At 50.7% G+C, this 24,356-nt stretch carries 26 protein-coding genes; 14 read left to right on the top strand and 12 right to left on the bottom strand.

Translation table 11 applies throughout. The annotated features are described in order from the left end of the window. Positions 1-3 precede the first annotated feature (3 nt). Positions 4-1,455 carry an RNA polymerase factor sigma-54 gene (rpoN, locus tag CFERDRAFT_RS03665; protein WP_006365861.1) on the bottom strand — a complete coding sequence of 484 codons (1,452 nt, stop codon included), beginning with the start codon at positions 1,453-1,455 and terminating at the stop codon, positions 4-6. Then, on the bottom strand, positions 1,455-2,027 hold the full coding sequence (locus tag CFERDRAFT_RS03660; RefSeq protein WP_006365860.1) for a DUF3109 family protein: 573 nt from the start codon (positions 2,025-2,027) through the stop codon (positions 1,455-1,457). Before CFERDRAFT_RS03660 ends, rpoN begins: the two co-directional genes overlap by 1 nt. 196 nt (positions 2,028-2,223) lie before the next feature. On the opposite strand from CFERDRAFT_RS03660, the gene folD reads away from it, so the two are divergent. From folD to CFERDRAFT_RS12300, 8 genes are all read left to right on the top strand, one after another. Beyond that, positions 2,224-3,111: a bifunctional methylenetetrahydrofolate dehydrogenase/methenyltetrahydrofolate cyclohydrolase FolD gene (gene folD, locus CFERDRAFT_RS03655; RefSeq protein ID WP_006365859.1), complete on the top strand. Its 888-nt coding sequence runs from the start codon at positions 2,224-2,226 to the stop codon at positions 3,109-3,111. A gap of 6 nt (positions 3,112-3,117) precedes the next feature. Continuing rightward, the gene (gene radA / locus CFERDRAFT_RS03650) at positions 3,118-4,485 is read left to right on the top strand and encodes a DNA repair protein RadA (RefSeq protein WP_006365858.1); all 1,368 of its coding nucleotides are present in this window, start codon (positions 3,118-3,120) and stop codon (positions 4,483-4,485) included. An 88-nt stretch (positions 4,486-4,573) separates the two neighbouring features. Further along, a complete protein-coding gene (locus CFERDRAFT_RS03645) occupies positions 4,574-4,912 on the top strand; it encodes a phage holin family protein (protein WP_006365857.1) in 339 nt (112 codons plus the stop codon). Positions 4,913-4,959: 47 nt separating this feature from the next. Continuing rightward, the gene (locus CFERDRAFT_RS03640) at positions 4,960-5,916 is read left to right on the top strand and encodes an alcohol dehydrogenase catalytic domain-containing protein (RefSeq protein ID WP_006365856.1); all 957 of its coding nucleotides are present in this window, start codon (positions 4,960-4,962) and stop codon (positions 5,914-5,916) included. Between the two features lie 22 nt (positions 5,917-5,938). Beyond that, complete coding sequence (locus CFERDRAFT_RS03635; RefSeq protein ID WP_006365855.1) at positions 5,939-7,480, top strand: ABC transporter ATP-binding protein; 1,542 nt, start codon at positions 5,939-5,941, stop codon at positions 7,478-7,480. A gap of 13 nt (positions 7,481-7,493) precedes the next feature. Beyond that, positions 7,494-8,525 (top strand): ABC transporter permease, encoded by a 1,032-nt coding sequence (locus CFERDRAFT_RS03630; RefSeq protein WP_040433089.1) that lies wholly within the window; start codon positions 7,494-7,496, stop codon positions 8,523-8,525. Positions 8,526-8,671: 146 nt separating this feature from the next. Then, a complete protein-coding gene (locus CFERDRAFT_RS03625) occupies positions 8,672-8,914 on the top strand; it encodes a DUF2934 domain-containing protein (RefSeq protein WP_040433059.1) in 243 nt (80 codons plus the stop codon). Positions 8,915-8,995: 81 nt separating this feature from the next. Beyond that, a complete protein-coding gene (locus CFERDRAFT_RS12300; protein ID WP_006365853.1) occupies positions 8,996-9,157 on the top strand; it encodes a hypothetical protein in 162 nt (53 codons plus the stop codon). A 93-nt stretch (positions 9,158-9,250) separates the two neighbouring features. Here CFERDRAFT_RS12300 and CFERDRAFT_RS03620 read toward each other — a convergent pair whose 3' ends face one another. The 3 genes from CFERDRAFT_RS03620 to CFERDRAFT_RS12295 form a co-directional block, all read right to left on the bottom strand. Beyond that, positions 9,251-9,985 (bottom strand): PASTA domain-containing protein, encoded by a 735-nt coding sequence (locus CFERDRAFT_RS03620; protein WP_006365852.1) that lies wholly within the window; start codon positions 9,983-9,985, stop codon positions 9,251-9,253. 64 nt (positions 9,986-10,049) lie between these two features. Continuing rightward, positions 10,050-11,024: a polyprenyl synthetase family protein gene (locus CFERDRAFT_RS03615; protein WP_006365851.1), complete on the bottom strand. Its 975-nt coding sequence runs from the start codon at positions 11,022-11,024 to the stop codon at positions 10,050-10,052. A gap of 74 nt (positions 11,025-11,098) precedes the next feature. Continuing rightward, on the bottom strand, positions 11,099-11,395 hold the full coding sequence (locus tag CFERDRAFT_RS12295) for a hypothetical protein (protein ID WP_156777984.1): 297 nt from the start codon (positions 11,393-11,395) through the stop codon (positions 11,099-11,101). Between the two features lie 10 nt (positions 11,396-11,405). Here CFERDRAFT_RS12295 and tatC point away from each other — a divergent pair, with 10 nt between their 5' ends. Beyond that, entirely contained in the window at positions 11,406-12,335 is a 930-nt protein-coding gene (tatC, locus tag CFERDRAFT_RS03610; RefSeq protein WP_006365850.1) for a twin-arginine translocase subunit TatC, read from the top strand. Then, a complete protein-coding gene (locus CFERDRAFT_RS03605; protein ID WP_006365848.1) occupies positions 12,332-13,357 on the top strand; it encodes an alpha/beta hydrolase in 1,026 nt (341 codons plus the stop codon). The genes tatC and CFERDRAFT_RS03605 overlap by 4 nt, the downstream gene beginning before the upstream one ends. Here CFERDRAFT_RS03605 and coaE read toward each other — a convergent pair. Both coaE and CFERDRAFT_RS03595 read right to left on the bottom strand, forming a co-directional pair. Beyond that, a complete protein-coding gene (gene coaE / locus CFERDRAFT_RS03600) occupies positions 13,337-13,984 on the bottom strand; it encodes a dephospho-CoA kinase (RefSeq protein WP_006365849.1) in 648 nt (215 codons plus the stop codon). The genes CFERDRAFT_RS03605 and coaE overlap by 21 nt on opposite strands. Beyond that, positions 13,981-14,232 (bottom strand): hypothetical protein, encoded by a 252-nt coding sequence (locus tag CFERDRAFT_RS03595; RefSeq protein ID WP_156777983.1) that lies wholly within the window; start codon positions 14,230-14,232, stop codon positions 13,981-13,983. The genes coaE and CFERDRAFT_RS03595 overlap by 4 nt, the downstream gene beginning before the upstream one ends. Positions 14,233-14,477: 245 nt before the next feature. Between CFERDRAFT_RS03595 and CFERDRAFT_RS03590 the strand changes: the two genes are divergently transcribed. Beyond that, positions 14,478-15,080 (top strand): superoxide dismutase, encoded by a 603-nt coding sequence (locus CFERDRAFT_RS03590; protein ID WP_006365846.1) that lies wholly within the window; start codon positions 14,478-14,480, stop codon positions 15,078-15,080. A gap of 149 nt (positions 15,081-15,229) precedes the next feature. Here CFERDRAFT_RS03590 and CFERDRAFT_RS03585 read toward each other — a convergent pair whose 3' ends face one another. Beyond that, positions 15,230-16,087 carry a DUF4292 domain-containing protein gene (locus tag CFERDRAFT_RS03585; RefSeq protein WP_040433057.1) on the bottom strand — a complete coding sequence of 286 codons (858 nt, stop codon included), beginning with the start codon at positions 16,085-16,087 and terminating at the stop codon, positions 15,230-15,232. Between the two features lie 251 nt (positions 16,088-16,338). On the opposite strand from CFERDRAFT_RS03585, the gene CFERDRAFT_RS03580 reads away from it, so the two are divergent. Then, entirely contained in the window at positions 16,339-17,520 is a 1,182-nt protein-coding gene (locus CFERDRAFT_RS03580) for a class I SAM-dependent rRNA methyltransferase (RefSeq protein WP_040433055.1), read from the top strand. Positions 17,521-17,529: 9 nt separating this feature from the next. Here the strand turns inward: CFERDRAFT_RS03580 and CFERDRAFT_RS03575 are convergent, their stop codons facing one another. The 4 genes from CFERDRAFT_RS03575 to CFERDRAFT_RS12440 form a co-directional block, all read right to left on the bottom strand. Then, complete coding sequence (locus tag CFERDRAFT_RS03575) at positions 17,530-18,105, bottom strand: 5' nucleotidase, NT5C type (protein ID WP_050770621.1); 576 nt, start codon at positions 18,103-18,105, stop codon at positions 17,530-17,532. A gap of 372 nt (positions 18,106-18,477) precedes the next feature. After that, positions 18,478-19,284 carry a tetratricopeptide repeat protein gene (locus CFERDRAFT_RS03570; protein WP_040433087.1) on the bottom strand — a complete coding sequence of 269 codons (807 nt, stop codon included), beginning with the start codon at positions 19,282-19,284 and terminating at the stop codon, positions 18,478-18,480. 5 nt (positions 19,285-19,289) lie between these two features. Beyond that, a complete protein-coding gene (locus tag CFERDRAFT_RS03565) occupies positions 19,290-19,967 on the bottom strand; it encodes an HAD family hydrolase (RefSeq protein ID WP_006365841.1) in 678 nt (225 codons plus the stop codon). 17 nt (positions 19,968-19,984) lie between these two features. Next, positions 19,985-20,158 carry a hypothetical protein gene (locus CFERDRAFT_RS12440; RefSeq protein WP_006365840.1) on the bottom strand — a complete coding sequence of 58 codons (174 nt, stop codon included), beginning with the start codon at positions 20,156-20,158 and terminating at the stop codon, positions 19,985-19,987. A 231-nt stretch (positions 20,159-20,389) separates the two neighbouring features. Between CFERDRAFT_RS12440 and CFERDRAFT_RS03560 the strand changes: the two genes are divergently transcribed. Continuing rightward, entirely contained in the window at positions 20,390-20,740 is a 351-nt protein-coding gene (locus CFERDRAFT_RS03560; RefSeq protein ID WP_006365839.1) for a hypothetical protein, read from the top strand. Positions 20,741-21,171: 431 nt separating this feature from the next. After that, entirely contained in the window at positions 21,172-24,333 is a 3,162-nt protein-coding gene (locus tag CFERDRAFT_RS11650) for a tetratricopeptide repeat protein (RefSeq protein WP_198002389.1), read from the top strand. Positions 24,334-24,356: the final 23 nt, after the last annotated feature.

Below are 24,356 nucleotides of genomic sequence, written 5' to 3'. Positions count from 1 at the left end.
CAATTAAAATATTTTTTTCCTTAATCTTGCCACTGGAATTTGCATTTGTTCACGGTATTTTGCAACCGTTCTTCTCGCAATATGCACCCCTCTTTTCATCAACAACTCCGTCATAGCGTCATCACTCATCGGATTGTTGTGATCTTCACTCTCTACCATTTCAGCAATATATTGCCGGATGATCTTGTTCGACAGATCGTCTCCCTCATCGGTTGAGAGACCTGCGCTGAAAAAGTACTTCAGCTCAAAAACGCCAAACGATGTCTGTACATACTTGCCGTTTACGGCCCTGCTGACAGTCGAAATATCAAGTCCGGTATCGGCCGCAATTATTTTCATACCCAGAGGCACAAGCTGCTCCGGCCCGGAGATAAAAAAAGCATACTGCCGGTGCATGAGCGCTTCAATAACCTTCAGCAGGGTCTGACGCCGGGTCTCAATGGCACTGGTAAACTCTTTGGCTCGATTGAGATTCTGGCGGATAAACTTTTTATCCTCTTTCAGGCTCTGCCTGTTCTTGAGCAAATCCTGATAGCGGTCGGTGATCCTGACAGAGAGCGCACTCCGGTCATTGAGCACCGCGGTCAGCTCCCCATTTTCATACGTCACAAGAAAATCGGGTGTAATATAATGGCCGCCCTCATCCTGAAAAACTCCCGGATGAGGATCAAGAGCGGCAATAGCGGAAATTGCCGACTCTACGCGTTCAGCGGGCTCATCGAGTTTTTTCAGCAGTTTTGCATAGCGGCGATGAAGAAAATCATCATAATGGCCGGATAGAATCCTGCGGGCCATCTCATAGGTAGCCGGTTCATACCGGGTTCTGAAGAATTCAATCTGAACAAGAAGCCTTTCGCGAAGATCCCTGGCGGCAATACCGGGTGGATCCAGAAACTGGATTTTGCGAAGCATCAATTCCAGTTCGCTTTTACGAACCTCTATCCCTTCAAGCTGGAGGCTCTCGATAATAACCTCAAAACCATCGGTAAAATAGCCATCACCATCAAGGTTCCCGAGAATCTCAAGCGCAATTTTACCCTCTCTGGGCCCGACATCTTCGTGGAGGGCAAGCTGGCGAAGAAGCTGTTCATAAAAACTGTCATGCTGAACCGCCTGAAAAAAACGGTCCTTTGGCGCACTCTCATGGGTAAAATTCAGCCTGCCTTCGGCGGCTTCACCCGGCAGCGGAGGATCATTTCGCTCTTTAAGTGAACTTTTTCTGAACCGCTCCTCGGAGTCAAACATCTCCTCATCATCATGGGTGTCCGGCACGTCAGGCAGGTCACCGGCAATATCTTTTCGTTCTTCAACAAGTTCAAGAAGAGGGTTCTCCTGCAACTCTTCAAAAATCCGCTCTTCAAGGTTCAACAACGGCAGCTGGAGAAGCTGACTGCTTAAAATCTGCTGGGCAGAAAGAAGGGTGGTTTGTTTCTGTTGAAGCCTGATTTCCGGCATTACCTTAAGGAAGATGTATCGACGAATAGTTTCAAACTCCTGACCCAGTCAGATCCGTAGCGTATCTCAAGAGCTTTATACACATAATCAATAAGTTGAATCCGAAGTTCTCCGCCTGCCTTGCGGGCAGAGCGGCACATTGCATGCTGTTCATAGACAAGATAATCCAAACCGAACTTTTTTCTCACCCTTATCGGAAACAATCGGCAGGAGATCGGTTTATCAAAATCACACAGCCCATCACGAAATGCGATTTCAATAGCGCAAAATGTTATACCGTCACGAACAGTGCTGAAGACGCACTCCCGGTTCTCAATGGTTCTGCTGTAGGGCCGGCCCTGATAGATCTCAATCGAACCATGCCGCCTCAGATACTTCAGGTTTTTTTCCGGAATCATCCTCAACAGCTCTTCCGGTGCGTGGAGAAGTGCCTCTGCCTCCGCATCGGTTAATGGAGCACCGAGCTCCCCCTCAACACAACATTTTCCTTTACACTCATGAAGGTCGCAGGAAAAAAAAGCCTGCAAGAGCTCCCTGTCAACAAGTACATCACCGATTGAAACCAGAGACATAACTATCTATAATTGATTATATTATATACACATGGACGTATCTTGACTGCAAATCCCGCCTCTTTTTGCACGCCTCCCCCGCCACTCTCTGCTTTTCCTGCTTGCTGCTTCGCTGAATTTTTCATAGCTATATGCTTTCACAGGCGGAACAACGCGTTCACCGACAAAAGAACAGACACAACAAAGCCAAACGACCATGCTCATTATTGATGGAAAAAAGGTCTCTCTCGACCTGAAAGAGGAACTGAAAACCGGAGTTGAAACCTACAGAAAAGCTACCGGCAAGGTACCCGGCTTGACCGTCATTATTGTCGGCCATGATCCTGCCTCGCAGGTTTATGTACGCAATAAAGCCAAAACATGCAAAGAGATCGGCATGTTTTCGACCGTAATTGAAATGCCCTCCGACACAACCCAGGCTGAACTGCTTGAAAAGATTCAGGAGTTGAACAATGATCCGGCGGTACACGGCATTCTGGTTCAGCAGCCTCTGCCGAAACAGATAGACGAATTTGCCGTTACGATCGCCATTGACCCTGCCAAGGATGTTGACGGATTTCACCCTGAAAACCTCGGCCGCCTTGTCATGGGAGAGCTTGACAAATGTTTTGTAAGCTGTACCCCCTATGGAATCCTTGAACTGCTCGGGCGCTACAATATTGAAACCAAAGGAAAACACTGTGTGGTAGTCGGACGCAGCAATATTGTCGGAAAACCGATGGCAAATCTCATGCTGCAGAAAAGCGATGCAACAAACTGCACCGTCACCATCTGCCACTCCGCCACAAAAAATATTCCCCACTACACCCTTCAGGCTGATATTCTCATCGCGGCTATCGGCAAAGCAGGATTTATCACGGCTGATATGGTTAAACCTGGCGCAGTGGTCATAGACGTCGGTATCAACCGCATCGAAGACCCGTCAACCAAGAGCGGTTACCGTCTGGTCGGTGATGTTGATTTTGAGGGCGTTTCTGCCATTGCTTCCGCCATGACCCCTGTTCCCGGAGGAGTCGGCCCCATGACCATAGCCATGCTGCTGAAAAATACGCTCCACTCCTTCCAGCGTATTAACGGCCTCTGACAATCCATGGCCAGAACAGCAACCAGATACGTCTGCTCAAACTGCGGCGCCGTTTCGCTGAAATATCAGGGGAAATGTTTTGAATGCCAGAGCTGGGGAACCCTCCAGGAGACCCGCCTTGAACCGGCAGAGAAAACCCGTCGGGAGGTTTCCTCCGGCGGGTTACCGGCGCTGCAGAATCTCCATGACGCAAACGCTTCAGAGTTCCGCCGCACCCTGACCGGTATCGGTGAGCTTGACCGGGTGCTCGGAGGAGGACTCATGCAGGCCTCTGCTGTGCTTGTCGGGGGTGAGCCGGGAATCGGAAAATCAACCCTCATGCTGCAGCTCGCCCCGCGCCTTGCTCCGGCAAAAGTACTCTATATTTCCGGCGAAGAGTCACCGAACCAGATTCGCGAACGAGCTGAACGGCTCTCTATCCGTGCGGAAAACCTCTGGCTGATCCCGGAAGTGAACCTTGAGCGGATTCTTGAGATCATTGAGCGGGAAAAACCGGCTCTGGTCATTATCGACTCCATCCAGACCATATACTCAGGCGAATACCAGAGCTCTGCGGGCACCATAACCCAGATCAGGGAGTGCGCAGCAATGCTGATCCGGGCAGCAAAACAGCAGAATGTCATCCTCATGATTATCGGTCATATCACCAAAGAGGGTGCGCTTGCCGGACCGAAAGCACTTGAGCATATGGTTGACACGGTTCTTCAGTTTGAGGGAGAAGGATACCAGCGTTACCGGATTGTCCGGTCGGTAAAAAACCGGTTCGGCTCAACAAACGAAATCGGCGTCTTCCGCATGGATGAGAGCGGGCTTGAGGAGGTCAGCAACCCCTCCGAGTTCTTTATTTCCGGCCGTCGGGCCGATGTGCCCGGAAATGCTGTCCTTGCCGCTATTGAAGGCTCAAGGGCCCTTCTTGTTGAGGTGCAGGCCCTTGTGACCAAAAGCAACTACTCCATGCCCCAGCGCATCAGCACGGGGTTTGATTTGAAGCGGATGTCGATTATCCTCGCTGTGCTTGAAAAAAGATTGAGCATCGAAACATGGGGTCAGGATGTCTTTGTTAAAATTGCCGGCGGTCTCAAGCTCGCTGAACCGGCGGCAGATCTCGCTATTGCTGCCGCTGTTGCCTCCGGGCTCATGAACCGTCCGGTCGATCCTGCGACGGTTTGCTGTGGCGAGATCGGTCTTGCCGGAGAGCTTCGTGCTATCAGCGACAGTGAGCGGCGCATCAGGGAGGCCGCTCACCTCGGCTTCAAACGTATCGTGCTGCCTGAAGCAAACACCCGTGAACTGAAACCTTCACTCCGGAAACTGCCGATCACCATTTCGGGATGCACAACACTTCATGAGGCGCTCGACAAACTCGACATCTGAAGTGCCGCCGTATTATTGCCAACAGTCCGGAGTTTCGTACATTTGACTCTGAACCGGTCGATGAACATAACTTTTGACACCTGCTGTTATGAGTATACTTTTACAATGGCTGATCAATGCCCTTGCAGTCTACGCTACCGCGCATCTGCTTGAAGGCATTCACATCAAAAGCTTCGGGGCTGCGATTCTTGTAGCCCTTGTTCTCGGCCTTGTCAACGCTCTGTTGAGGCCGGTGCTGGTCTTTTTCTCAATCCCCTTTATCATTCTCTCGCTGGGGCTTTTTCTGCTCGTCATCAACGCCCTGCTGCTCCAGCTCTCCGCCTCAATTGTCGGCGGCTTTACCATTGACAGCTTCTGGTGGGCAATTGGCGGATCGGTGGTGATCAGCCTGATCTCCTGGATCCTCAGCTCACTTTTGAATCTGTGACTGCCCCGGAAAACCATAGTTACCACACAACATTTCAGTTATTACCTATGCAGGGAGAAGTTCAGGCCATTGTCTTGCAGAAAGCCAACAAAATGAAACTCCAGAACGCCCCGTACCTTGCCGATCAGCCTGGTGATGTTCTGATAAAAACCATTGCAAGCACCATAACACCGGGATATGACCGGCTGCTTTTGACCAATAAGCCGGTTACAAGCAGAGTCTTCACCTACCCGATCATGCCCGGCAGCGAGTCCATCGGTCAGGTGATCAATACCGGACCCGGTGTAAGCGATCTTAAACCCGGTGATTTTGTCTATGCCTTCAAGGGTGACCGCTGGAGAGGAATTGAGCCCTACGCCGGTTGTCATGCGGAAATGATTCCCACTTCCCGCAGCAATGTTTTTGCGCTCGGCCGCCAGCCCATTCACCGCGATCTGCTCATCGGCGTTCTCGGCTATGTCATCAGTGCCATTGAAAAAGTAGAGCTCGCCCACTCATCGAGAATACTTCTGCTCGGGCTTGGATCCGTAGGGCTTATGGTTTCCGAGTATCTGAATTTTCTCGGTTTTCACCATTTCGATGCCGTTGAAACCTTCAGTATCAGAGGACAGCTCTCCCATGCCGAAAATATCGCGCTCGATATCAGTGACTTCACCACCGAGTTCAACAACCGCTATGATCTCATTATTGAAACCACCGGCAGGGTGCTCCTGATTGAAAAAGCGATGCGTCTGCTGAAACAGCAGGGAAAGATACTCCTGATGGGTAATTATGAGGTCATGGCCTACGATTACCGTCTTATCTCTCATAAGGAACCCGTTATCATCTCTTCCGGCATAACCACATTCAACCAGATATCGTCAGCTGCCGCAGTGCTTGAAGGGGGCAGAATCGATGGCGAAAAGTTTTTTACCGATGTTTTTCCGGTCTCCCAGTTCGAACTGGCCTACCGCAGGGCGCTTGACAGCAAGGAGTCCGTCAAAACCGTTCTGAGCTGGGTATAACCACTGAATATCACCAGAGATTATGGGTGTGGCAATCCGGTTAAACGGAGTAACAAAAAAGTTCGGCACCTTTGCCGCAAACATAAACATCTCTCTTGCTGTCGAGGAGGGCACCATTCACGCCCTCGTCGGTGAAAACGGCGCAGGAAAGAGCACCCTGACCAACATCATCTACGGCATGCTGCGTCCCACATCGGGCGAGATTGCTATCAAGGGAAACGCAGTCAGATTCTCCTCTCCCCGCGAAGCAATTGATGCCGGCATCGGAATGGTTCACCAGCACTTTATGCTGATACCGGAACTGACGGTAGCAGAAAACATCATGCTCGGCAATGAAGAGTGCCGACTCTTCAGTCGCATTCCTCTGAAGAGGATCAGAGCACAAATCGAGAAAGATGCTGAAGCTTTCGGGCTTGGCATAAACCCTGACGAGAAGGTTGCGCAGCTCAGTGTCGGCCGACAGCAGCGGGTTGAAATCCTCAAACTGCTCTTCCGCAATGCCTCCATCATGATCTTCGATGAACCGACAGCAGTGCTCACTCCATTGGAAACAGAACAGTTTTTTACGACACTCCGCTCAATGCGCGACAAGGGAAAAACCATACTGCTCATTACCCATAAGCTCGATGAAGTGCTTGCCGTCGCCGACACCGTAAGCGTAATGCGAAAAGGAGAGCTCATCGGCACCCTCAAGGCTGCCTCGGCAACAAAACCGGAACTGGCAAGAATGATGGTGGGCCGAAGCGTGCTCCTCAAGGTCGATAATCCTCCCTCACAACCGGGCAAAACCCTGCTCTCACTGAGAAATATCGGATTCATCACCCCGAAAGGTGAAACAATGCTTGATCATCTCTCGCTTGACCTGTCGGCCGGTGAAATCTACGCTATCGCCGGAGTAGAAGGCAATGGTCAGCGTGAACTGCTGCAGGTAATCCGGGGTCTTGCTCCGGCAGGCAGCACACTATCCGGCGAAGCAACACTCGGGGGATGCTCGCTTATTGGAAAAACCCCTCGGGAAATAACCCGCATGGGGGTTTCCCATATTCCTGAAAACCGCCTGAGAGAGGGGATCATTCTTGACTACCCTGTCTCGTCCAACCTGATCTTCGGACGCCATCAGGAGCGATCCTTTCACAAAGGTGCGGGGTTTGATGATGCAGCAATAAAAAGCCACAACCGGATGATGATAAAGGAGTATGATATCCGGTGCAGCTCCCCGGAGCTCCAGCCCATCAGCGCACTCTCGGGAGGCAACCAGCAGAAGGTCGTTGTGGCAAGGGAGTTCAATCGCCCCGGAATATCGCTCCTGATACTTGCCCACCCTACACGCGGCGTTGATATCGGAGCTATTGAAATGATCCATAAAAAGATAATAGATGCCCGCCTGCAAGGAGTGGCAATCCTGCTGCTCTCATCCGAACTGGAAGAGATCGTTGCGCTTGCAACAAGGGTCGGATGTCTCTTCAAGGGATCGATCCGCCACGAATTCAGCCGTGATGAAGTTGCGTTAAAACGGGCAAATGAGCATGAGTTCATCAAAGAGATCGGCCTTCATATCACCTGATACACCTCCGATTATGACAAAAAAGACCGGACAGCTTGTCACTCCCGCTCTCGCCATTCTTTCAGCTCTCCTCATCAGCACCCTCTTTATTTCGTTGAGCGGTCAGGATCCTGCCATGATTTTCAGCAAAATGGTGCACTCCACGATCGGCTCTTCATACGGCACCGGGCAGGTAGTGTTCAGATTGACAACGCTCATCCTCTCAGGGCTGGCGGTCGCGATTCCATACAAGTTGCGCCTGTTCAACATCGGTGCTGAAGGTCAGCTTCTGATGGGCGCATTTGCTGCGGCTATAACCGGATCACTCATTCCGGAAACACTCTCTCCCGCTCTTGCCATTGCACTCTGTATCCTTTCAGCAATGGCTGCCGGAGGCTGCTGGGGGCTCCTTGCCGGAGTGCTCAAAGTGCAGTTCGGTGTCAATGAGGTCATCGCAACCATTATGCTTAATTTTATCGCCCAGGGCATAACCGGATACCTGCTGACCTGGCATTTCGCACTCCCCTCCACGGTTCATACTGCACCGATACGTTCTGCTGCCGGCATTCCATCAATTGAGAGCCTTACCGGCTGGTTTGCCAACTCACCGGCAAACCTCTCTTTGCTCTTCTCCATTGCGGCTGCACTGCTCTTTCAGATCATCCTTTTCAGAACACGGTTCGGCTATGAGATGCGTGCTGCCGGTCTTCAGCCGGAAGCCGCACGGCATGCAGGAATCAATGCCGGCATGCATACACTCATTGCAATGGGCACAGGAGGCGCTGTAGCCGGGCTTGGCGCTGCGAATATCATCCTTGGCTACAAACATTACTATGAAAGCGGAATGACCGGAGGGATCGGATTTACCGGCATTGCCGTAGCACTTCTTGCAGGAGCAAACCCTGTATGGATAATCTGCACAGCACTCTTTTTCAGCTCTCTTGAATATGGCGGGCTGACGGTCAATGCCTGGGTACCAAAGGATATCTTCATGATCATCGAGGCTATGACCATTCTGCTTGTCATCTCCTTCAGCGCACTCGAAAAACAGTTCCTGAACAGATAAACAGCAGAGCGTGCCGGATTTTTGCACAGAAAAGAGATGGGGAGATAAAAATTTTCTTGTAAACCACCCGGTAACAGGAATATTTTTTATCTTTATTCAATAAAGATGGGATCACGGTGAACCATATAATAAAAGAGACGAAAACAATGGCAAAAAAAATCGTTGAAAAAGAGGGAACAGAGAAAGCTCCGGCTAAAAAAACCGCAGGAGCAAAAAAGGCGCCTTCTGCCACTGCAAAAAAACCCGGAAAAGCAGCAGCGGGCCTTTCGCAGGAACAACGCGAGGAGCAGGTACGACTTGCGGCTTACTATCGGTGGGAACAAAAAGGAAAACAGCACGGTTCCCATAACGATGACTGGTTCGAAGCTGAAGATTCGCTTACGGACTGAGAACAACCATTTTTGCATGATTGAAACAAAAAGGCCATTCCTGAAGAGTGGCCTTTTTTATACGGCGAGCAGATAACTTCTATGCTAAAAAATATTTTCGACTCCCTCTCCCTTCTCTTCGCCGGTATCTGGCTGGTGATCCGCATCATCCTGGAGTACTTCGGCTTCATCAGCGACGGAAATGACCGGACAACCGGCATCAAGGATCTTCGCGATGACTATAAAAAAGCCAACTATAAATAACACTCCTCTTCCGGCTGTACGCAACAAACGGCATCCAGACCAACAGGGAATAATCAACAGCCGGCACTGCTCTTCACTGCCGTGAGCGCCCCCCTATTCTGCTGTGACCACCGTCAGCTCAACCTGCTGACCTGGTGCAACATAGGAACCGACAGCCGGCTTCTGGCTGATGACGGTATTGGGTACCAGAATAGCAGAATATTCGGTAATGATCTTTCCCGAATTAAGACCCGCTTCGCTGATAACCTGGCTTGCCTGCGACAGAGACATTCCAAGCACATCGGGAACAACAACCTTTCTCAGGCCTTCAGAAGACTCCTGATATCTGCCGATGATAAGAGAGAGCGCCGTGCCGGAACTCACCACCGTCTGCGGGGGAACTGACTGACTGAGTACTTTTCCGTCATCTTCCGGATTGGTTACGGGACTCATCTGAACACCTTCAAGTGTCAGCTCCATACGGGCGGCAGCCTGACGGGCATCGAATTCAGGACGCCCCTGAAAATCAGGCATCGGAAAGGTAGGCTTGTCACGCCGGTTGAGTACCAGATAGACATTGCGTCCCGGCTTTACTTCAAGGCCGGCTTCCGGCATCTGGGAAATCACAACATTGGAATCAATGCCGCTGAGATATTTGACGTAGTAGCTTTTCTTTGCCTCAAATCCTGCATGCCGAAGTTTTCGCACGGCATCCTCATAGGGCATTTCCGTAACATCAGGAACAACCCGAACGCTCCCCTGTGAAACATAAAAGGGCATTATCAGTTTGTCGAATATCCCGATAACCCCAAAAACCAGTAAAATGACTACCCCGACTTTTTTCTTCATCTCGCTATTAACGGTTATTTCTCTTCATTTTCAATCATCACTGTTCATCGACACAGGGGACGCACTAATTATCTCTTTTCATAACAAAATCCACAAGCTGCAACAGAGAGCGTTTGGCCGTACTTTCAGGAAAATGGGCGATGGAGGAAACTGCTTTTGCGGCTAACCCTTCTGCAACTTCTGCCGAATATACAAGACCGCCTTTATTTTTAACAAATGCCACAACTTCACCGCTTCTTGATGCCCGTTTACCGGCACTTTTCAGAATGGAGCGGATGCTCTTCTGTTCTGATTCGGAAGCGTGGGAGAGGGCATAAATAAGCGGAAGGGTAATTTTCTTGTCTTTGATATCGATACCCATCTCTTTACCGGTTTTTTTGGAATCCCCCGTATAGTCGAGCAGATCATCCCGGATCTGAAAGGCAAGCCCGAGATACTCTCCATAACTTTTCAGCGAAGCAATAGCGCTCTCATCAGTTGTCGAACTCATCGCTCCCATAGCACAGGCTGAGGAGATGAGAGAGGCCGTCTTGTCGGAAATCACACTCAGATAATCCTCTTCAGAAATATCCAGACTGCGGGTTTTCTGAATCTGAAGAATCTCCCCCTCACTCATACGGCGGACAGCTTCCGAAACCATATGCAGAAAACCATAATCCTTGTGTTCAAGAGAGTAGAGGAGGCCACGGGAGAGAAGATAATCACCGATAAGTACGGATATCTTGTTTTTCCACAGGGCATTGATTGAAGCCAGACCTCGCCGCATCTCGGCACCATCAACCACATCATCATGAATAAGGGTGGCCGAATGAAGCAGTTCGACCATAATTGCCGCCCGATAGCTTGACTCATTTACCCCGCCGCACAGCTGTGCCGAAAGAAGAACGAGTGCCGGACGAATCTGCTTCCCCTGCTGTTTGAGAACATAGCGGGTTACCTTGTCAACCAGCGTATTCTGGGCATAGAGCACCGTTTTATAACGCTGCTGAAAAATCTCTATTTCATCGTTTACCGATGCCGTGACATCCTTGATATTCACCAGATCCCCGGAAATTTATCGTGACAAGCTCCCCCGATTGGAAGCTCCTGAAAACATTGAACAGGCTTGCTGTGTTACATAAAAAGCCGTAAACACTTTTCTTTCGTGAAATTAAAAGAATCTTCCACCACAAAAAAATGATTCCTGTCAAAAAAAAGAGAGGCTGTAACCGCTGCATCACTGTTATGAAGGGAAGATACGTAACGATGGGGTAACCCTGAAATTCTATCTGGCTGACCGTGCATCAATAACAGCACCTGTTGAGTAAAAAAAGCGTCATGGCAACAGCAATAAACATTTTCTTGGCTGCAAGCATCTTTGTTGCTATGTTTTGATGCATCCGCACGAAACATCTCTACATGTTCACGCATAAATAAAATTATGAGCGAGGAAAAAGATACCACACAATCACCGGCAGCGCAGGAAAAAGGAGAAGAGAAGAGAACCGATGAAAATTCCGGGTTCATGAATCCCTATCCCCATGCAGTAGAAGAGTCCGGTGCTACCGATAAAGGTGAACCGGAAAACGAAGAGGCTCCGGAGCGTGCGGAAGACGCTGTGCAGCATGATTCGGGCGCGGAAGGCGAACTCAATGTAATCGGCCATCTTGAGGAGATCCGGGCCCGGCTGATCAAGTCCGGGCTTGCCCTGCTCATCATTACCGCACTCTGCAGCATCAAGGCCGATTTTCTGGTTAATGATGTGCTGATCGGGCCATTGACAAGAAGCAGCAAAACCCTTGTGCTTCAAAACCTGATACCCTACGGTCAGATATCGCTCTATCTGCAGGTCGTCTTTTTTTCGGGATTCATCATCACATTCCCCTTTATTGCCTGGCAGCTCTGGCAGTTTGTTGCCCCCGGCCTGCACGAAAACGAACGCAAGGCCGGCAGATTCTCCATACTCTTTATCTCCCTCTCCTTTTTTACCGGGATCGCCTTCGGCTATTTTGTCTTTCTCCCTGTTACCCTGCAGTTCTTTGCCGGATTCGGAACACCCCTGATTAAAAACAATATCTCCGTTCAGGACTATGTCAGTTTTGTGATTGGCGCACTCCTGACCGCCGGACTGGTTTTTGAACTCCCCTTCATCTCCTATGTCCTCTCAAAAATCGGACTCCTCACCCCGGCCTTCATGCGTTTTTACCGCAAGCATGCCATTGTGGTCCTGCTGGTTGTGGCCGCCGTGGTAACGCCCTCAACCGACGTTGTCACCCAGCTTGTCATCGGACTGCCGATGATTTTGCTCTATGAGGTGAGTATCCTTATTTCCGCACAGGTCAACCGCAAGAGAAACGAACTGCTGCTATGACAGGCCATAGAGACCCATACCCCCGCATGATCGAAGTAACGGTGCCGGGCACTACGCTCAGAGGAAACCCTCTGGGGGATCCCTGCTCGCGCAGGATTCCGGTCTATCTGCCGCCTTCATACGGCGACAATAAACGGTTTCCCGTCATCTACCTCCTTGCGGGATTTGCCTCTACCGGTCAAAGTTTCATGAACTACAGTTTCGGCCGTCAAACCGTGCCGGAAATGGCAAATGCACTTATAACCGGCGGAAACATGGCGGAGTGCATTATTGTCATGCCGGACTGCATGACCCGATACGGAGGCTCCCAGTATGTCAATTCAGTGGCTACCGGCCTGTATGAAAGCTATCTGGTTGAAGAGGTTATCTCTACTATCGACAGCACCCTCTGCACCCTTGCCGAGAGAAAGCACCGTGCCGTTGCAGGAAAATCATCCGGAGGGTTCGGAGCGCTCCGCCTGGCCATGAGGCATCCGGAGCGGTTTGCCGCGGCTGCATGCCACAGCGGTGACATGGGATTCGAACTCTGCTATAAACCGAATTTCCCGGCGGCAGCAAGAGTGCTGGAACAATACCGGGGCAGTATAGCGGACTTTCTGCTCTCCTATGAAAGCGCCCTGAAAAAACCGCAGCGGGAGTTCACCCTGCTTGATATCATCGGCATGGCGGCCGCCTACTCTCCCGATGCTTCCAAAGAAGCTCCGGGAAACATCCGGCTTCCCTTCAACCCCCATACCTGTGAGCCAATTGAGAATGTGTGGCAGGAGTGGCTTGCTTTTGATCCTGTAGAGATGATCGAGCGTGAGGAGTATCGTGAAGCACTGCGATCACTCAACACGCTCTACCTTGATTGCGGCACGCTTGACGAGTACAATCTTCAGTTTGGGCACAGAATCTTCTCCGCCAAAGCAACTACATACGCCATAAACCATCACTATGAGGAGTTTATGGATTCACACAGCAACACCTCGTACCGCTACGCCGTATCGCTTCCGCTACTCTCAGCGTCGATTGCCGACTGAAGCTGCAAGAGTGAGCAGTTTCCGGAAAAGTTGCTCCGTCTCTTTTTTCAGCTCCTCCCTGGAGCCGTTGTTCCAGAGCACATAATCAGCCTTCTCGGTCAGCTTCTCCTGCGGCCACTGCATGGCAATACGCTGCATGATCTCCTCACGTGTTCCCATCCCTTTCTCAACGGCGCGCAGAATACGGCGATCCATATCGGATGCAACAACCACTACAACCTGAACATCCCGGTTGCCGCCCGATTCAAAAAGAATTGCGGCCTCCTTGACCATAATCCTCGCACCCTGCTCTTCCGCTTCAAACAGAGCTTTTCTGAACTCCCGGTAGACCCTCGGGTGTATAATGCGGTTAAGCGCTTCAAGTTTTTCGGGAGAGGAGAACACAACCGAAGCAACTGCTTTCCGGTCAAGAGCAAGCGCTCCCCCGGCATCATGCCGATAGACTGCATCCCCGAACAGCTCCCGCATTCCCTCGATGACCGCGGTATCGGAGAGCTGCAGCTCCTTTGCCACGCGGTCAGACTCGAAAAGAGCACAGCCCAATTCCGACAGATAGGTGCAGACTGTTGACTTCCCGCAGCCGAGTCCGCCGGTTACTCCGACAACCAGGGGTTTATGGCTGCTCATTGTGCGGAAACTGTTTTTTTACGGATATTCTCCCTTACCTGAAGAAGTACCAGCCGCCAGAGATCGGGATTGCGGCTGTAGGTTTGAGTCTTGAAGGTAAAGCGTTCACGACTGAGTGTATGGCGCACGAGCAGCGTGTCAAGCTGAGCAGCATCAAGAAGGGCTGAAACAATCACATCATCGCCTGCCGGTATGCCTGACTGAAGAAGATAGTCGCTGTAGAATCCGGCAAAACGAATATCATCCATATCAAGCTTTGAAAGTTTTTTTTCACTGCACCCAAAAAGGGCTGAAGTGAAAATCAGGCAAAGAGTAAATACTGAAAATCCCTGTCGCAACTTCATTTGCCTGCAACTCCTTTATTGATATTTTCTTAGGATAAATGAGAAGAATCAGGAATTTTTCGTTTTCAAGAAACTAAATCCCTAAATAGTAAGTTTAAACATTTTTAATCATACCTCGCCTTCTTTTAATATCAAAATAACAACCAATTATGGCATATCAGCAACCACCCCTTCCGTTCGCAGAAAACGCACTTGAGCCTTATATTTCCGCCAAAACTCTCGGTTTTCACTACGGGAAACATCATGCCGCATATATCACGAACTACAACAATCTCGTTGCCAACTCGAACCTTGACGCACTGAGTCTTGAAGAGGCAATCGCCATTGCAGCAGCAGACCCGCAGAAAATCGGCATTTTCAATAATGGCGCCCAGGCCTGGAACCACACCTTCTACTGGAACAGCCTCACACCAAACGGCGGCGGCCTGCCAACAGGAGAACTTGCCGCTAAAATCACAGAGGATTTCGGCAGTTTCGACAAGTTCAAGGATGAGCTGAAAAATGCTGCAGCAACCCAGTTCGGCAGCGGTTGGGCCTGGCTTGTACTTGATGGCAGCACCCTGAAAGTGGTCAAGACCGGTAATGCTCAAACCCCGCTGACCAGCGGTCAGAAGCCGATTCTGACGATTGATGTCTGGGAGCATGCCTACTATCTTGATTTCCAGAACCGCCGGCCGGATTATGTAGCCTCCGTCATCGACAACCTCCTCAACTGGGAGTTTGCCGCCGCCAACTACAAGGCCGCAAAGTAAGGTCAGCGAGTGGGTTTGTTATAAATTGTTAGATAAAATCAATCTATAACATCCGGTTTTTTATACGTTGAAAAGGGCGCCTCCAAGGGTGCCCTTTTCTGTTTTTAACGGATGCAATGATCAGAAGCACCGTTCAAAATCGTACACCATTACATCCACGGCAACGCCTTGGCCTCATCCAGATTGATCACCCGTGCCCTCTTCGGCATCGAAAACGTGGCAGAAAGAGTCCCCTTGTTGAATGAGCGCTCATCGTAGGAGATCACCAGCTGATGCTCTCCTTTAATGCCGGAACCGCTGTTGTAGAGGAGCATATCAATCTCTTTTGGCACAAGCGTACGCTGCGCGGCAATAGTGAGGGTTTCGTAATTTCTGAAATGCAGTTCGGTAGTCGTCACTCCCTCCCTGTTTTTCAGCAGGAGGGCGCTGAGGGTTCTGGTAACCGGATCAATAACAATCTCCTTGCTCCCCGTCTGACTCTCTACCGTAAACATCAGATTTCCCGCCCCTTTTTTAACCGATCTGATGGCACTGACCGGCTCTGAAATCTTCACAAGCCCGAGCAGAGACTCCGAGAGCAACCGGTAGCCGGAATTCACGCCGAGCATTTTCTCAAGATTCTCATCGTTGTTGCTGCCGACAAAAAGCAGGTTGTTGATCAAATCATGGACGTAGAGTGAATCACGGCTGAAAAACATGTCGGCGACCGGCCACCCGAGCAGACCCGCACTGACGATCATACGAGCCTCGGCTCCACGATTGAGCCGGATATTGCAGAAAACCCGCTTCTGCCGTGTCGGTGTTTTTATCCAGACATCGGCATAACCGTCAAGAGAAACAACCGCCGGTGAGGCTGAAGCCACTTCGCGATAGAGATCACTGTACTCGGCAATCATTGCAATCTGTTCTGCAGGCAGCTCCTGGCGTCCCACACTCCTGAATTCAGAACATCCCGCGCCAAAAACAAGCAGGTATAACACCCATACCATCAATCCGGTCCTCTTCATAACACACGCTTTTATTTAGTTATCCACATTTCACCGATCTCTCTCATCATCACTTTTATCCTGAGCCGATTTATTTCCTTTGAGATTGATCTCTTTTACAGCACATTGCATTCAGGCGCAAAGAGCACCGCATTAAACGCGCCCGAATCAATATTTCATGTATCGGGCAACCGATACCGTTGCATTGATATTGAATTTTCATAGTAATGTACAATGCCGCACTATCAAAACCACTACCCATTTTCCATCCCATGCACGCACTATACCTGAAACCGAAAGAACATCACCGCATCCAGAAAGGCCATCTCTGGGTGTTCAGCAATGAACTTGCCAATGTTCCCCGTGATATAGCCGCCGGTGAAACCGTACAACTCTTTACCCACGACAAGAAATTCATGGGCACCGGTTTTTATAACCCGCACTCCCTGATCGCTTTCAGGCTCCTCACCCGCAAGGATGAACAGCCCGACAAGGATTTTTTCCTTAAACGATTCCTTGAAGCGCTCAAGCTTCGCGAAAAAACCTACTCACCGGAAGAGACCAACGCCTACAGGCTTGTACATGGAGAGTCGGACGGTCTTCCGGGTCTGATTGTAGACCGCTTCAACCAGGCAATCGTCCTTCAGGCATTTTCCGCCGGCATGGATGTGCATCTGCCGCTTATTACCGGGGTACTGCAGGAGCTTTTTAAACCTGAAGTTATCGTTGTCCGCAACGAATCCATCCTCAGGGAGCTCGAAGGCATTCCTCTCTACAAGGATGTTGTCATGGGTGATCGCAAGGCAACAAAACAGACCATTTACGACGCCGGTATCTCCTACGATGTTGATGTGTTCGAAGGACAGAAAACCGGGTTCTTCCTTGACCAGCGCGAAAACCGCAGAGTTATCCGGAAGTTTGCCAAAGATGCCGAAGTGCTTGATGTCTTCACCAATGACGGAGGATTTGCCCTCAACGCACTCTACGGCGGTGCAAAATCGGCCATTCTCGTTGATGCCTCCCAGGAGGCGCTGCAGCGTGCCGAGCATAACGCAAAACTGAACAATTTCAGTGAGTACAGCCTTGTTGCCGCCGATGCCTTTGATATGCTGGAACAGATGGGTGAGGCAAAAGAGTCGTTTGACCTTGTTATTCTCGACCCTCCGAGCTTCACCAAGAGCCGCAAAAACCTGCCCGGGGCACTGAAAGGATACAAGAGGCTCAACAAGCTCGGCATGCAGCTCGTCAAAAACGGAGGATTTCTTGCAACCGCCTCATGCAGCCACCATGTCTCCGAAGAGGATTTCCTGCAGACCGTCCATCAGGCTGCTCTGGCAGCAGGGTGCCAGCTCCGGCTGATCTACAAAAATTCACAGCCCTTCGATCATCCGGTGCTGCTCTCGATGCCGGAAACCAGCTACCTCAAGTTTGCCTGCTTCTACCTGACGCGCTGATAAACTCCCCTACCGGAAAGCCTTTACCAGCTCATAGACCTCCTGCCATGTTTCAGCCCTCGGGCCCGCAACATGGCGGTTGGTGCTGTTGGCAAAGCAGATAGTGTAGAGTCCCTTCTCCCGGAGCTGCAGGATGTTATCCGCCGTATCCTCGACATAGATATCCGCTCCGACCTGCTCCTTCTCCTTCATGAAACAGAGATCCCAGTAGGGAATGCCGTGGCTGTCGAGCCACTCGACGGTCTGCTGGACGGCGGAAGCATGGAAATAGTGGATAAAGAGGCGGTGCGTGATGATGCGGATACGGTAGCCGTCGTCGGAGAGCAGGCGCAGATACTTGCGGGCTCCGGGAATCATCGGCATGGTTTTAAAGAGCTCCCGCTGGGTGACGGCAAACCGGTGGAGGCTCTCATACTGGCTTTTACCGGTCACACCCCACTCTGAAAGACCGTAGGATACCTCCCTCGGCAACCCCTCAAGCGGACACTCGAACCACTCGGAAGCAATTTCGCGCATCCGGTCATAAAAATCAGCACAAACCCCGTCCAGATCAACACCAATAACTGTTTTCGGCTTCTCCATCATCATCTCATGGTAAGGTGAAGGAATTCAGACTCTACAATTAAGCTCCGGAGGAGCGACATATCGGTAGACCGACGCGAGTCGGAAAGAGAATTTCGAGCACCGCCCAACGAACTGATCGAACCGCGCAACAAATTTATAGCGATGCCGTTGGGCGTTGCTCTATAAATTGTCGTGAGCGGTTTGAAGATTTCCGAACCACGAAACAGACGAAATTACACGAAATTGTGCCCAGGAAAACCAACCCAAAAGTTCTCTTCGTCCTTGACGTCCCTGAAGTCCTTGAAGTCCCTGAAGTCCTTGAAGTCCCTGATCTCTTTTCGAGCACCGCCCAACGAACTGATCGAATCGCGCAACAAATTTATAGCGATGCCCCTAAAATGAGCGGTCAAATAATTTCCTGTACTTCCTCGTCACCTCATCAGCCTCTCCAAGATAGCGGAAAATAGCAATACAGGCCTTGCGTGATCCATCGTCATCGTACGAGCGGTTCTGCACAATCACCTCGATAAAGCCGGCGAGTGCCGCATCAAAATGCTGCTGCTTCAGCTCTTCAACAGCCGCAAAATAGTCATCACGAACACCGTCATCAGGAAGGGTCTCCTTACTGATCATACAGAGCCGGGCAAGCACCCTTACGGTCTCTGCCAGTGCTGCATACTGCGGTTCGCTCTCAAGCGAAGCACTCAGGCGAAGCGCCTCTTCGGGCTGCACAAAGAGCCGAAGCCTTACGAGCAGCGCTCTTGCCAGAAGATTATCCGCCTCCTTGTGCAGCACTCCCTCAAGGAGCGAAACTGCCATGGCAGGTTTGCCCTGCTCAACCAGTTCGGCGGCCAGGGTAATCTCTTTATCGTAAAGACCCGGCAGTGACTGTTTGAGCCACTCCCTGATCCGCTGTTCCGGAATGGCTCCCGAAAACTCGCCGGTCACCTCGCCCTTGATAAAGAGCTGGACTGTGGGAATCCCCCTGACGTGGCAGGTTGAAGCGATATCGGGATGGTCATCCGTATTGATCTTGACCAGTTTCCAGCGCCCTTCACTCTCCAGGGCAAGCTTCTCAAGCACCGGCGTCAGCATATGACAGGGCGCACAAACCTCTGCCCAGAAATCAACCAGAACAGGAATATCATGGCTCTGTTCAATCACATCGCACTGAAAATCAAAAGGCTGCTGAGCATTCATATCGGTCATAAACTATAAGTGGAAAAGGGTTCTGTCCGGTCACAACGAAAAACAACATGTTTAAGCACTCCGGCAATGCTCTCCTCGACGGCAAAAGCGCGTTCAAACCGCTGAAGTCTGGTGAGGCTGTTCGGCACTACCACACAGGCAATACCAGCCGCATGGGCAGATGCAAAGCCCCGCAGTGAATCCTCGACAGCCAGAGCCTCTCCGGAAGCGACCCCGAGCGCATCAAGAGCCAGGAGATAGGGTTCTGGATGGGGTTTTGGATGCTCTACCTCATCCTCGGTCACTATCACTTCAAAAAAGTCCAGCAGCCCGCTTTCACGGTGCATCATATAGATCTGGTCACGCGGGCTTCCCGTCACCATGGCAAGCTTTACCCTTCCGGTCAACGCCTGAAGGGTTTCAAGGACATCCGGCCTTACCGGCATATCCTTTCCGATCAGCTCCCGGTACTCCCGGTTGCGCCTCTCGATCAGCGGCCCGACAAGAGCATGATCCATTCCAAGGTCAGCTGCAATCTCGAAACTTCTCTTGGCGTTGCCAAGGTACTCCTCCGCCCAGTACTCTTCGGTCAATACAATACCGTAACCGGCAAAGTGAGTACGCGTCAGCTCAAAAAAAACCGATTCGGTGTCAAGCAGAAGCCCGTCATTGTCAAATAAAAGCGCGTCAATCATAAGGTCAGCACATCCCTCTATTTCGAAAGTTCAACAGTAGCAATTCGTATGTATGAAGAGGCTTCATCAAGTATTTTAAGGGCCTGGCGGATTTCATAATCATCATCCACATCATCCTTTGCCCGGTTCAACCTCTTCTTTGCATCCTCAATGGCATCAGATGCCAACTGTAGATTTGAGCTGATGGACATGGCACTCTCCCTGTTTGGTTATTCTGTATTGAAATACGTACCGTAATGTAGCACCAAATGCTCAAAAGTGGTAACGAAGCTAAAAGTAAAACAACCATTTCAGAGTAATCTGCAACCTCGCACTTTCTCTTTTCTCCCTGAATGTGAAGAACCAATGCATTTACGCCAGAATTCCCGTATTTTGCAAAAAAACTGTATAGTCAATAATTACGGGCACCCATGTAATACATCATGTACGAACCCCACCATACCAGACCCATCCCCTCCGCCAGATTTGCACTCAGGATCATGCTGCATGGAGCAGTGGCTCTCTGCATTGTCGCCTTTTCACTTCTTATCGGTATCGCAGGATACATGGCAACCGAACAGATGGGGCTGCTCGACGCATTTCTGAACTCATCAATGCTGCTTGGAGGAATGGGGCCGGTAAAAACCGAGGGACTCTCTCCTGAAGGTAAGCTCTTCGCCGGTTGCTACGCACTCTATGCCGGGCTGGTCTTTATCGCCGTGATGAGCATCATGCTCGCACCGGTTGTGCACCGGATAATGCACCGCTACCACTGGGATGAAAAACACGATTGAAGGCGCCTTGACAACAAAACCAAACTGTTATAGTGTTCCTGCCCTGCCGAGTTAAAAAAAGTTAGTAAAGAGTAGAGTGGACGCGCCTCGTATGAGACGCGATCGTGCAAAAAAAGAGACCACGGCGCGTCCAGTCTCCCTCTTCCTGGCATTGCGAACTCTTCATTATGGGTTCACAAACAACAGGTTATCCTTGTTAAAAAAATAGAAACTGTAGTATTAATTACCTCTGTCACTTACGTCCCCTAATCTACCCTAAAAAGAGTGCTTCTGCTGGGTGAATTCCCGTGATATGGTTCTTTTTTAACCCCAAACCGCTTATCTTTTCTCCTTAAGCTCTCACCTTGTAGGGTCAGGTATAACACTTTATCCTGTAAGCCGGGGGCTTTTTTTATGCGCAATCGATCAAGTCATGCTAAATAATCATGCATATGCCCCGAACAAGTTCAAGCGATTCAGCGCAAGTAAAAGCAAAATTCAAAAGTGCGTTATCGTTTCATCAACAGGGAGAACTTGCTCAGGCAGAAACGCTTTACAATGAGATTCTGACAATACAGCCAAAGCAGGCAGACTCACTGCACATGCTTGGGGTTATTGCTTTGCAGAAAAAAGATCACCGTAAAGCTGTTGATCTGTTCGGAAAAGCCATAGATATCTATCCCCGCCATTCGGCCTTCTACAACAACAGAGGAAACGCACTCTATGAACTCAGGCAGCTTGATGCAGCGCTTGCAAGCTTTGACCAGGCCATAGCGCTCAAGCCGGACTTTGCCGATGCGTACGTAAATCAGGGCATGGTGCTCTATGATCAGGGCGAGTTCAAGGCAGCTCTTGCAAGTTTTGACAAGGCTCTTGATCTTAAATATGACTTAGCCAAAGCATACTACTATAAAGGAAATATACTCCATCACCTGAATCAGTTTGGCGATGCTCTTGCAAGCTTTGATCAGGCCATTGCGCTCAAACCGGATTATGCGGAAGCTTATGCTAACCGGGGTCTTGTGCTTAAGGATCGAAATGAATTGGATGCCGCGCTTGCAAGCTTTGGGCATGCGATCAAACTTCAGCCTGACCTCGTTGCTCCCCGGGTTAACAAAGCAATCACCCTGCTCCTCAAGGGCAACTTCAAAGAGGGTTTCGAGCTTTTTGAGTATCGCTGGAAAAACGAGAAGTACCCCTCCCCGAATCGCCACTTTTCGCAACCCCTTTGGCTTGGCACAGAGTCTCTGAAAGGAAAAACCATACTGCTCCACAGTGAACAGGGGTTGGGCGATACAATCCAGTTCTCCCGGTACGCCAAATCCGTTGCTGATCTTGGGGCACGGGTCATCATGGATGTTCCTCTGTCGCTCATCGGTTTAATCAGGGAGATTGACGGGGTCTCTGAAACCGGCATACCCGGATCTCCATTACCACATTTCGACTTTCACTGTCCGTTGCCGAGCTTGCCTCTGGCATTCAGGACTGAGTTAGAGACCATTCCTTCCCCGCAACACTACCTGAAAAGCGATCCCGGCAAGGTAGCGCACTGGAATCTCAGGTTAGGTAACCAAACCAAACCCTGTATCGGTCTGGCTTGGAGTGGAAACACAGAGCCATACCAAAACCGGAGCATCCCCCTCTCATCACTATTGCAGTGTCTCCCATCAGGATTTCACTATGTAAGTCTCCAAAAAGAGGTCAGAGAGCCTGACAGGGAAACACTGCTTGCTCATCCGGAGATAGTGCATTTTGGCGACGATCTGCTTGATTTCAGCGATACAGCGGCCCTCTGTGAGCTGATGGATATCATCATCAGCATTGATACCTGTGTGGCGCATCTGGCCGGTGCTTTGGGCAAAACGGTCTGGATAGTTCTGCCATTCGCTCCTGACTGGCGCTGGCTACTTGATCGAACGGACTCTCCATGGTATGATTCTGCAAAGCTCTACAGGCAGGAGAGAACAGGAGATTGGGAGGGGGTATTGCAACAGCTCAGCGCAGATCTGATCACCGCTTCTACCCGGCTTGCTTCATCCCACCCGTCAAACATCCTCACGGCTGCACAACTTGATCTAACATTCCGGCAGGCGTTAACGCTGCATCAGCAAAGCAAAATCGCACAGGCAAAGGTGCTTTACGAGCAGATTCTGGCGGTTTCACCAAAACACGTTGATGCACTTCATTTGTCAGGGGTGGCAGCGCTCCAGTCAAGAGAGCATCAGAGGGCTGCAGATCTGATTGGCAGGGCTATTGTGCTCTCTCCGGACAACGCAACCTTCTACAGTAACCGCGGCATAGCTCTTAAAGAACTCGGGCTGCTGGACGCAGCTGTAGAGAGCTATAACAATGCCATTGCACGTAAACCGGAGTACCCCGAAGCTTACTCGAATCGAGGTCTGGCTCTCCATGAACTGAAAAAGTTTACACTTGCTCTTGCAAGCTTTGACAAAGCCATAACCCTCAAACCGGCTTTTCCCGAAGCGCTCTCCAATCGTGGAAATACCCTGCAGGAGCTCAACCGGTTTGAGGAGGCTCTCGACAGCTATGACCGGGCAATAGCCCTTAAAGAGGACTATGCTGAAGCTCTCTCGAATCGCGGCCTTGCCCTCCAGCAGCTCAACCGGTTCGACGAAGCGCTCAACAGCTTTGAGCAGGCGATTGCATTGAGAGCGGACTTTGCCGACGCATGGCTGAACAGGGCACTCGCCCTGCTCCTCAAGGGCAACTTCCAATCCGGCTGGGAGCTCTATGAGTGGCGCTGGCGGTATAGCAGATTCAGCTCCCCGAAACGTGACTTTGACCGGCCACTCTGGCTTGGAAAGGAGTCTCTTGAAGGAAAAACCATTCTTTTGCACAGCGAACAGGGATTGGGCGATACCATTCAGTTCTCCCGTTACACCCGGTTGGTTGCTGAATCTGGGGCCCGGGTAATTCTGGAACTGCCTCAACCGCTCTACGGGTTACTCAACCATCTGGAGGGTGTTACGCAGGCTGTTCAGCAGGGTGATCCGTTGCCCCGGTTTGATTATCACACTCCCCTGCTCAGCTTGCCGCTGGCCTTCAAAACAGCGTTGGACTCCATTCCCGATGCCTGCGGCTACATCAAAAACGATCCGCTTAAACTCGAATACTGGAGAGCGCGGCTCGGAGAGAAGAGCGCTCCCCGTGTCGGACTGGTATGGAGCACTGCGGTGAAACTCGACCACAACCGCAATATTGCGCTCTCCCTGCTGATTGAGCAGCTCCCTGAAGGCTTTCACTATGTCAGTCTGCAAAAGGAGATAGAGGAGAGCGACAGGGATGCGCTCAACTCCTGCACCGATATCGTGCACCTTGGTCATGAGCTGAAGGATTTCAGCGATACAGCGGCACTCTCTGAACTGATGGATATCGTCATCACCATCGACACCAGTGTCGCCCATATTGCCGGCGCATTGGGCAAAACGGTCTGGATACTCCTGCCCTATACGCCGAACTGGCGATGGCTGCTTGACAGAGCGGATTCTCCGTGGTACACTTCAGCCAGACTCTACCGTCAACAACACTTTGGCGACTGGAAAAGCCTGCTCGAAAACGTCACGCTTGATCTGGTCACGGAATACGGGAAATAACTGCATAAAAAAAGCCTCTTTCC

The organism is Chlorobium ferrooxidans DSM 13031 (assembly GCF_000168715.1).
GTDB classification, from domain to species: domain Bacteria; phylum Bacteroidota; class Chlorobiia; order Chlorobiales; family Chlorobiaceae; genus Chlorobium; species Chlorobium ferrooxidans.
The sequence above is the reverse complement of the archived record's forward strand: the minus strand, read 5'-3'. Positions and strand labels throughout refer to the sequence as shown.